The sequence below is a fragment of the Xanthomonas axonopodis pv. maculifoliigardeniae genome (assembly GCF_041519315.1).
In the GTDB taxonomy this organism is placed as follows: Bacteria; Pseudomonadota; Gammaproteobacteria; order Xanthomonadales; family Xanthomonadaceae; genus Xanthomonas; species Xanthomonas euvesicatoria.
The window spans coordinates 1,311,104-1,326,574 of the sequence record NZ_CP167998.1 but is presented as its reverse complement, the minus strand read 5'-3'; the positions used below and the strand labels follow the sequence as shown (position 1 = coordinate 1,326,574).

Sequence of the window (15,471 nt, the reverse complement as noted above, 5' to 3'; positions counted from 1 at the left end):
TGGCGTGCGTTGCCCCTTGCCCTGAACCCCGGCGCGCTCTAGCCTTCGCCGGACTTCACTGCAAGGACCACCCGTGAATCCTCGTTTGCTGTTGCTGGCGTTGGCTGTGGCTGCCGGCACCCTGAGCTTGTCGGCCTGCCGCCGGGATGCGGCACCACCGGACACACCTGTGGCGAGCAAGACCGCGCTGGCCGAAAGCGCCGACCAGTTCGTTGCGCGCATCAGCGCCGAATACAAGGCGGCCTATCCGGAAATCACTGCGGCGCAGTGGCTGTCGTCGACCTACATCAACGGCGATTCGCAGTTGCTGGCGGCCAAGGCCAACGAACGCTCGCTGGCGCAGCTGGACCGGTGGATCGAACAATCCAAGCAGTACGCCGGCACACCGATGTCGGCCGACAGTGCGCGTGCGCTGCAATTGCTGAAATTGATGAGTGCCCTGCCCGCACCGCGCGACCCGGCCAAGCTGGCCGAACTCACCCGCATCGCCGCCAAGATGGAAGGCGATTACGGCGCGGGCAGCTACTGCGTGGGCGAAGGCGAGCAGCGCCGCTGCCGCCAGCTCGGCGAGTTGGAGCAAGTGCTGGCCAGCAGCCGCGACTACAACGAACAACTCGACGCCTGGCAGGGCTGGCACAGCACTGCGCAGCCCATGCGCAAGGACTACCAACGCTTCGTCGAACTGGCCAACGAGGGCGCACGCGGGCTGGGTTTCGCCGACGTCGGGGTGCTATGGCGCAGCGGCTACGACATGCCGCCGGCGCAACTGGCCAGCGAAACCGACCGTCTGTGGGAACAGGTCAAACCGTTGTATGCGCAGTTGCAGTGCTATGCGCGCGGCAAACTCGATACGCAATACGGCAAGGACAAGGGCGAGGTCGCCGGCGGCCTGTTGCCGGCACACCTGATGGGCAATATGTGGCAGCAGGACTGGAGCAACCTGTGGGATCTGCTGCAGCCCTACCCTGGCGCCGGCGATCTGGACATCACCTCCGCGCTGGAAAAGCAGTACCAAGGCAACCTCAGCGCAGTGCTGGCGCGCAACACCGGCGGCGATGGTGGCGCGGCCGCACGCTTCAACGCCGAACGCGAGGCGCAGCTGCGTACCGCCAAGCAGATGACCGAACGCGCGCAGGATTTCTACACATCGCTGGGCATGCCCAAGCTGCCGGACACGTACTGGCAGCGCTCGCAGTTCATCAAGCCGCTGGATCGCGATGTGGTGTGCCACGCCAGCGCCTGGGACATGAACATGGGCGGCGAGCCGAACCAGAACATCGGCGCGGACGTGCGCACCAAGATGTGCATCAAGCCGACCGAAGAAGACTTCACCACCATCTACCACGAGCTGGGCCACATCTATTACGACCTGGCTTATAACCCGTTGCCGCCGCTGTTTCAGAACGGCGCCAACGATGGCTTCCACGAAGCGATCGGCGACACCATCGTGCTGGCGATGACGCCCAAGTACCTGCAGTCGATCGGCATGGTGGGCGAGCAACAGACCGGCCGCGAGTCGTTGATCAATTCGCAGATGCGCATGGCCCTGAGCAAGGTGGCGTTCCTGCCGTTCGGTTTGATGATCGACCGCTGGCGCTGGGGCGTGTTCGACGGCTCCATCACGCCCGAGCATTACAACCAGGCCTGGTGGGAACTGAAAGCCAAGTACCAGGGCGTGGCGCCGGTCGGCACGCGCGGCGAAGAATTCTTCGACCCTGGCGCCAAGTACCACGTGCCGGGCAACACGCCGTACACGCGCTATTTCCTGGCGCATATCCTGCAATTCCAATTCTACAAAGGCCTGTGCCAGGCTGCCGGCCATCAGGGGCCGCTGTACGAATGCAGCTTCTACGGCAACAAGGACGCCGGGCAGAAGTTCTGGTCGATGCTGCAGCGTGGTTCCAGCCAACCCTGGCAGACCACACTCAAGGAACTCACCGGCAACGACAAACTCGATGCCGGCCCGATGCTGGAATACTTCGCGCCGATGAGCGAATGGCTCAAGCAGCAGAATCAAGGGCAGATGTGCGGGTGGCAGGCAACGGCCGCCGCTCCGGCAACCACGACGACTGCGCCTGCGACGGCGCGCTGATGACGCATGTCAAAGGAAAGCGTCGACCACCGGCCAACCGTCGCTTCGGCAGATTGCTCAGGCGCAGCGCTCTCTGACAGCGAGGTGTTGCGTCGATGATCGGTCAGCGTTGCACGCGGTGGTTGCTGGTCTGTATGACGGCAGGTGGGTGCATCGCAGCGTTGGCGGTGCTGTTGTCGCTGGCGTGGCACCTGACGATTGCTTATTGCTGGCAGTGACCGGGATTGATCGGCTCGCAACACAGCGCGCAGCTGCCAGCGTTTCCCGCCTGCATGGCGCGGTGGCATCCTGCCACTGATCAAACCGTGATCGCGATGAGCATGCTCATCGCTTTGGCGACCTGCGGCAGGCTGCTGCACCATCTACTTCGGCATCGTCCACCCGCTGTTGCGCGTCCAGTGACACGCCCTGACTGACACCCAACGCTGTCTTGGACAGCAGACGTGTCAGGCAGTGCGTCTAGCAGCGCTTGTTCCAGCAGGATCAGTTGAGCTTGGTGCCGCCCTGCAACCGTTCGCTCAACCTGGTCTTGAACTGCTCGAACTCCATGCCGTCGGCACGGGCTTCGGCGTGCGCGGCGTCCTTGAGGGCGTCCGAGTAGGTCAGCCGCACGGGGGTGCCCTGGCGTTCGTGCAACTCGGCCGCGCGCATGATCAGCGCCAGCACCTGGGCGGCGCTGGTGCTTTCGCCGGCGATGCGGCCATCCATGCCCAGCACCCATTCACCGTCGCGGCGGACGATGCCGGCCAACAGGGTGCGTTGCTGGTCGCGGAGTTCGGCATGCGGTTCGATCGGGGACACCGGCGCGGGATTGGCGGCGGCCTGGTTGCGCTGGCGCTCGGCGGCGCGCTTGCGGGCATCACGGCGCAACTTGGAATCGGTGGACATGCAGGCTCCTGTGAGGTCAGAGGTGGTCGGCCGGCTCCAGAGGCACTGCCTCGGTGGCCTGGCGGTGCCGTAGACGGCGGCCGCTGCGGCGCTCCCAGCGCCAGAATAGCCAGCCCAGCAAGAAAAAGCCGGTCATGCCGATCGCCAGATGCCGCGGATGCTCACTCAGCAGCGGCGACAGCACCCCGGCCACCACCGTATTGGTCATCAACTGCGTGAAGGCCTGCAGCGAAGAGGCCAGGCCGCGCTGCTGCGGGTACATGTCCAGCACCGCCAGCGCCAGGATCGGGAAGATCAGCGCCATGCCCACGCCGGCCAGGAAGATCGGCAGCACCGCCCACGGCAGCGCGATTTGCGCCACTGCAAAGGTGTAGGCCAGATTGGCCAGCGCCGCCACCCCGCAGCAGATGAAGCCGATGCGGATCTGCCGCACCGGCTGCATGCGCCCGGCCATGCGCCCGGACAGGAACGAGCCCAGCGTCATGCCGCCGATGGTGGGAATGAACAGCCAGGCGAAATCGCCTTCGCCCAGCTTCAGGTGCTGCATGATCAACACCGGCGCCGACGCGATGTACAGGAAGATGCCGGCGAAGTTGAACGAACCGGCCGCGGCCAGACGCTGGAAGCGCGGGTTGAAGCCGATGCGCACGTAATCCTGCAACAGGCGTTTGAACTGCAGCGGCGTGCGCGCCTCCACGGGGTGGGTCTCGGGAAGCCAGGTCAGGGTTGCGATGAGCAGCACCAGGCCGAACACCACCAGGAACCAGAAGATCAACGGCCAGCCGCCGCCACTGAGCAGGATCCAGCCGCCGATGATCGGCGCGATGGCCGGCGCAATCCCGAAGATCATCGACACCTGGCTCATCAGCCGTTGTGCGTCCGGGCCATGGAACAGGTCGCGGATCACCGCCCGCCCGACGATCATGCCCACGCCGGCCGACAGGCCCTGCAGCGCGCGGAATGCCAGCAGTGTGGGCAAGTCTTGCGACAGCGCACAGCCGATCGAGCCGGCGATAAACAAGGTCAGCCCGCCCAGGATCACCCGCTTGCGGCCCCAGGCATCGGACAACGGCCCGTGCGCGATGCTCATCAGGCCATACGCCAGCAGATAGACGCTGATGGTCTGCTGGATCGCCACCTGGTCCACCGCCAGGCTGCGGCCAAGCTGCGAGAACGCCGGGAAGATGGTGTCGATCGAAAACGGGCCGAACATCGCCAGCCCGGCCAGCAGCAGCGCCATGCGACGGGTGGAGGGAACAGCAGAAGTCATGCGCAACGGTACCCGGAGGACTCCCCACGCGCAGGCACCGGCAGCGGTGGTCAGGCCAACGAGCGCAGCGGCAGGCATGGGGCAAAGAAGCCGACACTTTACGCCAACTGCCACCGCATGCGGCCAGCGATGGAGCGCATGCGCGGCACGCAGGCACATAAATCGCAGCCGCGTCCGCTTCGTCCTAGCACGGCATCGTCATCCTGCCCAGCCGAGCGGCTGCGCACCCGGCAATGACGGCGCCGGCAGTGCTCGGCGCCAGCGGCCAACGGCAGCGATCAGTCGGCTGCGGCGGAGCGCTCCTGCAGCCGCTGCCAATCGGCGATCGGCTGATCGCTCACCACCCGGCCCTGCTCCAGGGTAATGACGCGCGCGGCCATGGCCACGGTTTCGCACCGATGCGCCACGATGATCCGGGTGACCTGCATTGCCTGGATGGCGCGATTGACGCGCTGCTCGTTCATGACGTCCAGATGGCTGGTCGCTTCGTCCAGCACCAGGATGCGTGGCGACCTGTACAGCGCGCGTGCCAGCAAGACGCGTTGCCGCTGCCCGCCCGACAACCCGGTACCCGCCTCGCTCAACAACGAGGCGTAGCCTAGCGGCATCTGCTCCACCTCCTGGTGCACGCCGGCGATGCGCGCGCAACGTTCGACCTGCGCCTGATCCGGCTCCGGGTCGAAGAAACTGATGTTTTCGCTGACCGATCCAGTGAACAGCAGATCGTCCTGCATCACCGTGCCGACGATGGCGCGATAGGGCGTCAGCGCCGTCTCGCTCAGCGGGCGCCCGCCGATCTTCACTTGCCCGGCGCTGGGTTTCAGCAGCCCGAGGATCACTTTGACCAAGGTGGTCTTGCCGCACCCCGACGCGCCGGTGATGGCCACGCATTCCCCGCTGGCGATGCGCACGCTGACGTCTTCGAGCACGGCCGGGGTATCGTCGGCATAGCGGAAGCCGATGCCGCACAGTTCGATGGTGGTGTCGTTCCAGGCAGGCGCATCGATGCGCTGATCGGCCTCCTCGCGCGGCTGATGGACGATGTCGGCCACCCGCTCCAGATGGACGCGCAACAGACGGAACTCCACCAGCCGATCGATCAGCTCGGACAAGCGCATGGCGAACTGCTCGCGATAGGCCATGAAGGCCAGCAGCATGCCCAGCGAAAGCTCTGCGCGCAGGATCGCGAACGCGGCGAGCCAGATCACCAGCACCCGCTCGCATCCGAACAGCAGGAGCCTGATCGACGACTGCCAGACCTCGCCCTGCGCCAGGCGCAGTTGTGCATTGGTCTGTTCGGCCAGCAGATGGGTCCAGTCCATGCGCCGCACCTGCTGGCGACCGAACAGCCGCACGCCCTGGATGCCGCGCACGCTCTCCAGCAGGTGGGTGTGCTGGCGCGCGTCCCACAACAACTGCTCGGCGGCGGCTTCGCGCATCCGCCGCAGCCACAGCCAGCGTGTCGCCGCATACAGCGCTACCGCCAGCAGCGTGATCGCGCTGAGGCCGACGCTGTAGACCAGCATCAGGCCGAGGGTGCCGATCACCAGCACGCCATCGACCAGGGTCTGGGTGAATCCGGTCGTCAAGGTGCGTTGCACCTGCACGATCGAGGCGAATCGCGACTGGATTCCGCCGAGGTGACGCTTCTCGAAATACGCCAACGGCAGCGCGAGCAGGTGCGCAAACACCTGCCCCATCCATTGAAAACCCAGCTGTGCCGACACGCTGGCGATCAGCCATCCGCGCAGCAGGGCGATGCAGGATTGCAGGACCACCAGCAACAGGAACCCGGCGCCAAGGACATGGATCAACCCGATGTCGGCCGACGGCACCGCCTGATCGACGATCCACTGCAGTTGGAACGGCATTCCCAGGCTGAGCACCTCGAGCGCGAATGCCAACGCAAGCACCTGCCAGACCGCACGTCCAAGCCCGTGGACACGACCGATCAACGAGGACAACGCCACTGCCGGCGCCGCAGCTTGCGGACGGAAGTCGGCGGCCGGGCTGAGTTCCAGCGCGATCCCGGAGAAATGCCGGGCGAATTCGCCCGGCGTCAGGCTCCGCGGCCCGCTGGCCGGATCGTGGATCTGCAGACGACGGGTGCCCACCCGCTTGAGCACGACGAAATGATTGAGATCCCAATGCACGACGCAGGGCAGCTGCAACTCCGGCAGCGCGTCCATTTCCAGCCGCAACGCGCGCGCCTGCAGACCGAGCGCCTGCGCGATCGCGACCAGATTGGCCAGGTTGGTGCCCTGTCGCGATAGCAGGAAGCGGCGGCGCAGTTCGGCCAGGCCGATGTGGCAACCGTGATAGTGGGCGATCATGGCCATGGCCGCCAATCCGCATTCGCCGACTTGCCCCTGCAGGATCATCGGCAATCCACGCACGCCGGACGCTCGGCGCAACTGCGCCCACCAGCGGCTCATCGCAGCGTGCCGTGCAAACTGGACAGCGGCTCGAATGCCCACTGCGAGAAGCGCCGCCGTTCCAATGCCAGCGTGCCCTGCACGCGCATACCCGGTCGCAGGACCGCCGTGCGTCCTGCACGCAGCGCGGCATCCCCGGCCAGGCGCACCCGCACGCGGTACAACGGCTCGCTTACCGAGACCGAGTCGACACGCGGCGGTTCGGGCGCGACGGCGATCTCGACCACCTGCCCGGCGAACTGACCGTAGTGCTGGTAGGGCAAGGCATCGAAGCGCAGTTGCACCGGCATGCCGGGGCCGATCAGCCCGGCGGCCCTGGAGGGCGCATACAACACGACCTCGGTCGCCATCGACGTCGGCAGCAGATCGGCCAGGCGTTGCCCCTGCGCGACCGCCTGCCCGCGCTGCAGCGGTCGCAGCGCCACACGCCCGGCACGCGGCGCGCGCACTTCCCAACGCGATGCGGCCGCCTGCTCGATCGCCGCACGCCGGTCCTCCTGCAGGCCGGCACCGGCCATCGCCAATTGTTGGCGCAAGTTCGACGGTAACTGCTGCACCTCGGCCTGGGCCTGCGCAAGCGCATCGGCCAAGGCCATGCGCTCGCGCTGCAGCTCCAGGGTATGCGCGCGTTGGTCGAGCACGTCGGCCTGTTTCTCATCGACGAATTGCTGGCTGACCAGGCCGCGCGTCAACGCGGTACGGTAACGTTGCTCGATCGATTGGGTCAGTTGCTGCCGATGGCGCAGCAAGTCCAGCTCGGCGTCGATCTGCTGCAAGCGGTCGCGCAGGCCGGCCAGCGCCCGCGCAGCCGCCTGCTGCTGCACGCGCCCCTGGGCACGCAACTGCGCCATCGCCTCGACGGCCAGGCGCTGCTGTTCGGCCAGCACCACAGCAGCGCGCTGGGTCGGCCGCCCGCGATCGTCGCGATGTTCGGCCGACAACACGAACAGCAGCTGGCCCGCAGCGACGCGCTGGCCCTGCACGGCGCCGACCTGCACCACCACGCCCGACTGCGGTGTGGTGACGGAGATCAGTCCGCCCGCCGGGACGACCGTGCCATACAAGGTCTCGCTGCGCGCGAAGCCCAGGCGGAAGAATCCGACCAGCAGCAGGATCACGGTCGTCATCAGCAGGCCTACGCACCAACGTAGCGCGCCATGCTGGCGCAGCACCACCGGCCCGAGCCGACTGCGCTGCCGGTAGTCCACCGCCTCGCGTCGAAACAGGGTCGTCATCCGCTGGCGGCCGCCGACGCCCGCCCGTGCTGCCTGCCTGCTCGGTGCCGCCGCGTCGCCGTGCGCTGCCACGCCACGCGCCTGCTCATACCAGCAGGGCTCCATGCGAGGGCCCGCGTTCCCAGAAGGCCAGCTCCTGCAACCGCTCGAACAGCGCCGGCGGCAACACGCTGCGCCGGGGGACATACTGCACCCCGCGACGGACGCGATGCAGGCCCGGCATCTGCAACGCGGCATCGAAGCGTTCGGCCTCGGCCTGGACACCAGCATAGTCGTGCGCGAACGCCGGCAGTTGCAGGAAGGCGTAGACCTGCTCCATCGCCTGCGCCGGCCGCTGCGCCAGCGTTTCGTAGCGCAACAGCAGCAGTCGATCGGCATGTTCGCCGTAGAACGCCTGGCGCAGCCCGTCCAGTGCATAGCCCACCACGCCGCGCGGCGCGGTCAGCAGGTCCGCGCGCAACGAGACCGAATCTTCCGGGTCGTAACCGAACAACGCCGACAAGCGCAGCGGCTGGGTCTGCGCCAGGCGCTCGAAGCTATCGACGACCCAGCCAACATCGCGAACGCAACAGATGAGGCGGCTGTGCGGGAACAGCGTCGCCAGCCCTGTCAGGCGGCTGCACCAGGCGCGATTGGTGTCGAACACCGTGCCCAGCCCCTGGCGATCCTGGTAATAGGCGTCGAAGACCGAACGCAGCAGCCGCACCCGCTGTGCGTCGTCGATCTGCACGTTGGAGGGATGTTCCTCGCTCATGCCCATCAGCATCGCCGCGTACAGTCGCGCCACCGGCGAGGTGACATCGGCGTGCACATGCGGGTTCTGTCGCAGCAACGCGGCCAGCAAGGACGAGCCCGCCCGCGGCAGCCCGGAAATGAAATGGTAGTTCACCTCGCGCCTCCCCTGTCCGATGCTGGTCGGCGGCGGCATGCCGGCCAGACGCATCGCCAGCCAAGCCTGCATCGCGTGCCACTGCACACGCGGACGCGCTGCGCAAAGGCGCTGCGCTTTGCGAATGCCAGCGATCCGGCCGAGCGGTCGGGAGCGCTTGCCGTGACCGGCATCACATCGGCACATGCCGGCACGGACCTGGCGGATGCGACGTTCGTTACCGCGCACACAGCGTCGTGCGCCGGCCCTGGGTCGCAACGGCACCCGCGCACGCTGGATCGCATGGTGCTGTCCCCGGCTCTGCGGTCCAGCGACCACTGTCGCCTCACCGGCCAACGGGCAGATGGCCGAGGCGGTCACGCAGTCGTCCCTTCGGGCGGCGTGACGCTGCGTACGAAGGGAAAACCCGTGAGGACGTCAACATGAATCTGTCGAAAAAATCGCCAACCAATGGTGCGCAAGCGCTGCAGCGGCCCGCCGGGGCCAAGGGCCAGCTGGAGCCCCTGGACCAGCGTCTGTGGAAGCATGTCGGCGGTGGGGACTATCCCCCGCCGGGCGCCAATACCAAGCACGATCCGCCGCCCAAGAACGGGCACCACTGATCCGCCTGCGCGGGCAGTCGCGAGCGGGCGCTGCCGTTGCCGGACCACCCGGTAGCGGAGAACAGCAGCCGCTCAAACCCCGGAGGCCGGACGAGGCGACTCGCCCGGCCTTTGGCATTTCATGGCGCCGAAAAGCGTTTCGCCAAGCGGCTGGGCGCTGGCTATACTAGCCAGGCAACACGGTGGGAGAAGCGGCACTGCCGCTGCCGAAGGCGCAACAGCCCGTAATCGCTCAGGCCCGATACCATCCGCAGTACAACTCTGGAGAGACCGGCCGATGCCGGCGCCGAAGGGGCACGAAACGCAGGCAGGCCGCGGGCCAGGCCGCGTTTTTAAACTCTCAGGCAAAAGGACAGAGGGGCGCGAGGAAGACTGCTGCTGCGGCAGGTCGTGGTGCGCGCATGCGCGTCATACCGGCCGTGATGCGGGTCGACCATTCGTCTGCCCCTACTCCGGATGCCCGCCATGTCCCAGACCCCGTCTTCCCTGCGCGACCTCGAACACCACAGCGCGTTCGTCGAGCGCCACATCGGCCCCAACGACGCGGAAATCGCCCAGATGCTGGACGTGGTCGGCCACGCCTGCCTGGATGCGCTGACCGATGCCATCGTGCCGGGCAACATCAAGTCGCCGGCGCCGCTGGCGCTGCCCGAGGCGATCACCGAAGAAGAAGCGCTGGCCAAGATCCGCGCCATCGCCGACAAGAACACCGTGTTCCGCAACTTCATCGGCCAGGGCTACTACGGTACCCACACGCCGAAGGTCATCCTGCGCAACATCCTGGAAAACCCGGCCTGGTACACCGCCTACACACCGTACCAGGCGGAAATTTCGCAAGGCCGCATGGAAGCGCTGATCAACTTCCAGACCCTGTGCGCCGACCTCACCGGCATGCAGATTGCCAACGCCTCGCTGCTGGACGAAGCCACCGCCGCGGCCGAGGCGATGACGCTGGCCAAGCGTTCGGCCAAGTCCAGGTCCAACACGTTCTTCGTGCATGACGCAGTGCATCCGCAGACGCTGGAACTGCTGCGCACGCGCGCCGAGCCGCTGGACATCGTGCTGCGCGTCGGCACGCCGGAAGAAGCGCTGCAGGCCGAGTGCTTCGGCGTGCTGCTGCAGTACCCGGACAGCTTCGGTCATATCGGCGATCACGCCGCACTGGCAGACGCCGTGCACGCACAAGGCGGCCTGGTTGCGGTGGCCACCGATCTGCTTGCACTGACGCTGATCGCCGCCCCGGGGGAATGGGGCGCCGACATCGTGGTCGGCAATTCGCAGCGCTTCGGCGTGCCGTTCGGTTTCGGCGGCCCGCATGCCGCGTTCATGGCCTGCCGCGATGCCTACAAGCGCTCGATGCCGGGCCGTTTGATCGGCGTGTCGATCGATGCCGCCGGCAACCCGGCGTATCGCCTGACCTTGCAGACCCGCGAGCAACATATCCGCCGCGAAAAGGCCACGTCCAACATCTGCACCGCGCAGGTGCTGCTGGCGGTGATGGCGTCGATGTATGCGGTCTACCACGGCCCCGACGGCCTGACCCGCATTGCGCGCCGCACGCACCGCCTGGCGGCGATCCTGGCGGCGGCACTGCGCAGCGCCGGCATTACCGTGGGCGAGCGCTTCTTCGACACCTTGCACGTCAAGGCCATCGATGCCGATGCCATCCACGCCCGTGCGCGTGCAGCCGGCATCAACCTGCGCGCCATCGACAGCGAAGCGGTCGGCATCAGCCTGGACGAAACCAGCACGCGCGCCGATGTGGTCGCACTGGCTGCGTTGTTCGGTGCGCAGGCGGATGTGGACGCGCTGGATGCCGCCACCGCCGATGCCTTGCCGCAGGGTCTGCTGCGTACCACCCCGTTCCTGACCCACCCGGTGTTCAACACCCACCACAGCGAACACGAACTGCTGCGCTACATGCGTTCGCTGGCAGACAAGGACCTGGCGATGGATCGCACCATGATCCCGCTGGGCAGCTGCACCATGAAGCTCAACGCCACCGCCGAGATGATTCCGGTGACCTGGCCGGAGTTCGGCGCCATCCACCCGCTTGCACCGGCAGAACAATCGGCCGGCTACGCGCAGCTGATCGACGAACTGGAAGCGATGCTGGTCGAGTGCACCGGCTACGATGCGGTCAGCCTGCAACCCAATTCCGGCGCGCAAGGCGAATACGCCGGCCTGCTGGCGATCCGCGCCTATCACCGCGCACGTGGGCAAGCGCATCGCGACATCTGCCTGATTCCCGAGTCCGCGCACGGCACCAATCCGGCGTCGGCGCAGATGTGCGGTATGACCGTGGTGGTGACCAAGTGCGATGCCAACGGCAATGTGGACGTGGATGACATCCGCGCCAAGGCGGAAAAATATTCCGACCGCCTGGCGGCGCTGATGATCACCTACCCGTCCACCCACGGCGTGTTCGAAGAAGACGTGGTGGCGATCTGCGAAGCGGTGCATGCGCATGGCGGCCAGGTCTATACCGATGGCGCCAACATGAACGCGCTGGTCGGCGTGGCCAAGCCCGGCAAGTGGGGCTCGGACGTGTCGCATCTGAACCTGCACAAGACCTTCTGCATTCCTCATGGCGGCGGCGGCCCGGGCGTGGGCCCGTGTGCGGTGAAGTCCCACCTGGCCCCGTATTTGCCGAAGACGCTGGGCGGCGAAGGCGATGTCGGCATGGTGAGCGCAGCAAGTTACGGCTCGGCCTCGATCCTGCCGATCAGCTGGATGTACGTGACCATGATGGGCAGCGCCGGTCTGCGCAAGGCCACGCAAGTGGCATTGCTCAACGCCAACTACATCGCCAAGCGCCTGGCGCCGCACTACAAGACGCTGTATACCGGCCGCAACGGGCTGGTGGCGCACGAGTGCATCCTCGACGTGCGCCCGCTGGAGAAGACCAGCGGCATCGGCGCCGAGGACATCGCCAAGCGGCTGATCGACTTCGGCTTCCATGCGCCGACCTTGAGCTTCCCGGTCGCCGGCACGCTGATGGTGGAACCGACCGAAAGCGAATCGCAGCATGAACTGGACCGCTTCATCGACGCGATGATCCAGATCCGCGAAGAGATCCGCGCCATCGAAGACGGCCGCCTGGACCGCGAGGACAACCCGCTCAAGCACGCGCCACATACCGCAACGCAGGTGTCGGCCAGCGAGTGGACGCATGCCTACCCGCGCGAACTGGCCGCCTTCCCGCTGCCCAGCCTCAAGCAGCAGAAGTACTGGCCGCCGGTGGCGCGCGTGGACAACGTCTACGGCGACAAGAACGTGATGTGCGCCTGCATCCCGGTGGATGCATACAAGGAAGACGCCGAGGCCTGATCGCCGTACCCGCGATGGCCGACAAAACCCAGCCGGTGACACGGCTGGGTTTTTTATTGGGCTGCGTGTGAATGCCCGGATGCCATACACGCCCCAGCGCGCTGCCAGCCGTTTTCCTGGCCTACACGTGCCACCAGGATGATGACGGACGCTTTCATCCCACAGCAGACCCTGGCGCATGCGTGAACTGAACTTTCTTGGTGCCGTTCTGGTGGCAGCCTGCCTGCTGATTGGCTGCGCACCGCGCCGTCCCGGCGAGGTGCCGGCGCTGGTGCACGCGCCCGATGCGCGTGCCGAAGTGGTGCAGACAACGGCCGGCCCGGTGCGCGGTGTGGCCAGTGCACAGGGTCGGGCATTCCTGGGGGTGCCGTTCGCGGCGCCGCCGGTGGGTGCACTGCGCTTTCGCGCACCGCAACCGCCAGCCGCATGGACGCAGGTCCGCGATGCCACCCAGGCCGGCCCGGCCTGCCTGCCGCGCTATCGCTTCGGGCAGAAGCATGTGTCCGAAGATTGCCTCACGCTCAATGTCTACGCACCGCCCGGCCCGGCAGCAGCGCATCCACGCGCGGTGATGGTGTGGATCTATGGCGGTGCGCTGGAATTGGGCAGCAATGTCGACTACGACCTGAGCGCGTTGGCTGCGCGCCAGGATGTCATTGTGGTGGCACCCAACTATCGGCTGGGCGTGTTCGGTTTCTTCGCGCATCCAGGCCTGCGTGGCGAAGGCGAAGGCGCCTATGCATTGCTCGACCAGCAAGCGGCCTTGCGCTGGGTGCAACGCAATATCGCCGCGTTCGGCGGCGATGCGCACAACGTCACCGTGTTCGGCGAATCGGCCGGTGCGTGGAGCATCTGTTATCAGCTCGCCTCGCCCGGCGCGGCGGGGTTGTTTCAACGCGCCATCCTGCAAAGCGGCAGTTGCCTGGCGAGCGATTCCAGCGTGCCACAGCGCGAGGCAGAAAGTGGCGGCGTCCGCATGGCGCAACGCCTGGGTTGCGCACGCACGCACGATGTTGCCGCATGCCTGCGCGCACTGCCGGCCGAAACGCTGGCCGATGCAGTACCACAACGGCGCGGCCTGACCGGCAGCGATGCGTGGGCGCCGATGTCCGGCGGCCAGGCGTTGCCGCTGCCGCCGGCCGCCGCAATCGCCAGCGGTCGGCATGCGCAGGTGCCGGTACTGATGGGCACCAATCGCGATGAAGGGCGTTTGTTTGCGCAATTGCTGTCCTACATCGGCAAGCTCAACCTGCGCGGCGGATATGAAGCGCGCGTGCAACGCATGCATGCCTCTCCAGCCCCGGTGCTGACGCAATACGCAGCCGTTGCCGCGCAATCGCGCTGGGAGGCGTTCGCCGACATCGTGACCGATGGCGGCTTCGCCTGCCCCACACGCCGGCTGGGGCGGGCATTGCGCACGCATGCGCCGGTGTACGCCTACGAGTTCGACGACCCGCACGCGCCGTACGGTCTGTTACGCCTGCCGTTTTCGCCTGCATTGGGCGCGTTCCACGCCTCTGAACTGGTGTATCTGTTTCAGCGCCCGTGGGTACTCAGTGGCCGGGCGCAGTTCAGTCCGGCGCAGCAGGCGTTTGCCAACACGGTGCAGGATTATTGGGGTGCGTTCGCGCGCACCGGCGATCCCAACGGTGGCGGGCGGCCGCGGTGGCCGCTGTTTGATGGCGACACGCCACTGACGCTGTCGCCACACAGGATCGGCGCAACGCCCGACTTCGTGCAGCGTCATCGTTGTGCGTTCTGGGATGCGCGTGCAGACACTGCGACAACATCGGTGCAGCCATCGTCGCCGTGACAGGGCGATCGGTGTGATGCGACCGCCACCCTCATTCCAACGCGACAGGAACCCATCATGTCCGAATCGTCTTCCCCTTCCTGCGCACAGGTGCGCCTGCGCAACGGGCGTCGCGTGCCCGCGTTAGGTCTGGGCTCCTGGAACCTGGGCCAGGGCCGGCATGCGCCCGAGCAGGAAATTCAGGCGCTGCAACTCGGTCAGCAATTGGGGATGCAGCTGATCGACACCGCCGAGATGTACGGCAATGGCCGCTCTGAGCAACTGATCAGCCAGGCCATCGGCCGTGCGCAGCCGCCCTACGTGGTGTCCAAGGTGTTGCCCGGCAATGCCAGCGCCCGCGGAATCGCACGCGCCTGCGAAGCCAGCCTGCAACGGCTGGGGGTGCGCACCTTGGATCTGTATTTGCTGCACTGGCGTGGCGGCAGCGATCTGGCCGAAGTGGTGGATGCATTCGAAGCACTACGCGATGCCGGCAAGATCCGCGATTGGGGCGTGTCCAACTTCGATGTCGATGACATGGAGGAGCTCTGGGCAATCGATGGCGGCTCGCGTTGCCTGGTCAACCAGGTGCTGTACCACGCTGGCAGCCGCGGTATCGAATTCGACCTGTTGCCGTGGTGCGCCGCGCACGAGGTGGCCGTGATGGCCTATTCGCCGCTTGGCAGCCGCGCGTTGCTGGATCATCCGGTCTTGCACGCCATCGGCGAGCGTCGTGGCGTTGCAGCCACCGCGGTGGCGCTTGCGTGGGCGATCCGCAGCGGCAATGTCATCGCCATTCCCGAATCCGGAACGCCGGCGCATGTGCGTGCCAATGCCGCGGCCTGCACGCTGCAATTGCACGCAGACGATCTTGCCGAGATCGATCGCGCCTTCGCGCCGCCTACCCGCAAACAGCCGCTGGATCTGCTGTAAAACAT

The 15,471-nt window shown here is 66.6% G+C and carries 10 protein-coding genes and 1 riboswitch; of the genes, 5 read left to right on the top strand and 5 right to left on the bottom strand.

The window, feature by feature from the left end; genetic code table 11:
• The first annotated feature begins 73 nt into the window (after nt 1-73).
• On the top strand, nt 74-2,092 hold the full coding sequence (locus tag ACDH77_RS05810) for a M2 family metallopeptidase (RefSeq protein ID WP_031421562.1): 2,019 nt from the start codon (nt 74-76) through the stop codon (nt 2,090-2,092).
• Between the two features lie 483 nt (nt 2,093-2,575).
• On the opposite strand, the gene ACDH77_RS05805 is transcribed toward ACDH77_RS05810, so the two are convergent.
• The 5 genes from ACDH77_RS05805 to raxST all read right to left on the bottom strand — a co-directional run bounded on the left by ACDH77_RS05805 (nt 2,576) and on the right by raxST (nt 8,809).
• A complete protein-coding gene (locus tag ACDH77_RS05805) occupies nt 2,576-2,980 on the bottom strand; it encodes a hypothetical protein (RefSeq protein WP_003484384.1) in 405 nt (134 codons plus the stop codon).
• A 16-nt stretch (nt 2,981-2,996) separates the two neighbouring features.
• Nucleotides 2,997-4,250, bottom strand: a complete 1,254-nt coding sequence (locus tag ACDH77_RS05800) for a multidrug effflux MFS transporter (RefSeq protein ID WP_338338709.1) — start codon at nt 4,248-4,250, stop codon at nt 2,997-2,999.
• Nucleotides 4,251-4,528: 278 nt separating this feature from the next.
• On the bottom strand, nt 4,529-6,685 hold the full coding sequence (gene raxB, locus ACDH77_RS05795; protein WP_372353763.1) for a peptidase domain-containing ABC transporter RaxB: 2,157 nt from the start codon (nt 6,683-6,685) through the stop codon (nt 4,529-4,531).
• A complete protein-coding gene (locus tag ACDH77_RS05790) occupies nt 6,682-8,025 on the bottom strand; it encodes an HlyD family secretion protein (RefSeq protein ID WP_031421554.1) in 1,344 nt (447 codons plus the stop codon). The genes raxB and ACDH77_RS05790 overlap by 4 nt, the downstream gene beginning before the upstream one ends.
• Nucleotides 8,006-8,809, bottom strand: coding sequence for a RiPP modification sulfotransferase RaxST (raxST, locus tag ACDH77_RS05785; protein WP_029818891.1), 804 nt, complete (start codon nt 8,807-8,809; stop codon nt 8,006-8,008). The genes ACDH77_RS05790 and raxST overlap by 20 nt, the downstream gene beginning before the upstream one ends.
• Nucleotides 8,810-9,231: 422 nt before the next feature.
• Here raxST and raxX point away from each other — a divergent pair, with 422 nt between their 5' ends.
• From raxX to ACDH77_RS05765, 4 genes are all read left to right on the top strand, one after another.
• A complete protein-coding gene (gene raxX / locus ACDH77_RS05780; RefSeq protein ID WP_014089614.1) occupies nt 9,232-9,411 on the top strand; it encodes a RaxX family RiPP in 180 nt (59 codons plus the stop codon).
• A 251-nt stretch (nt 9,412-9,662) separates the two neighbouring features.
• Nucleotides 9,663-9,777, top strand: a riboswitch (glycine riboswitch).
• A 90-nt stretch (nt 9,778-9,867) separates the two neighbouring features.
• Nucleotides 9,868-12,741: an aminomethyl-transferring glycine dehydrogenase gene (gene gcvP, locus ACDH77_RS05775; RefSeq protein WP_218489165.1), complete on the top strand. Its 2,874-nt coding sequence runs from the start codon at nt 9,868-9,870 to the stop codon at nt 12,739-12,741.
• 178 nt (nt 12,742-12,919) lie between these two features.
• Nucleotides 12,920-14,554, top strand: coding sequence for a carboxylesterase/lipase family protein (locus ACDH77_RS05770; RefSeq protein WP_008576585.1), 1,635 nt, complete (start codon nt 12,920-12,922; stop codon nt 14,552-14,554).
• Between the two features lie 57 nt (nt 14,555-14,611).
• The gene (locus tag ACDH77_RS05765; RefSeq protein WP_011346718.1) at nt 14,612-15,466 is read left to right on the top strand and encodes an aldo/keto reductase; all 855 of its coding nucleotides are present in this window, start codon (nt 14,612-14,614) and stop codon (nt 15,464-15,466) included.
• Nucleotides 15,467-15,471 lie beyond the last annotated feature (5 nt).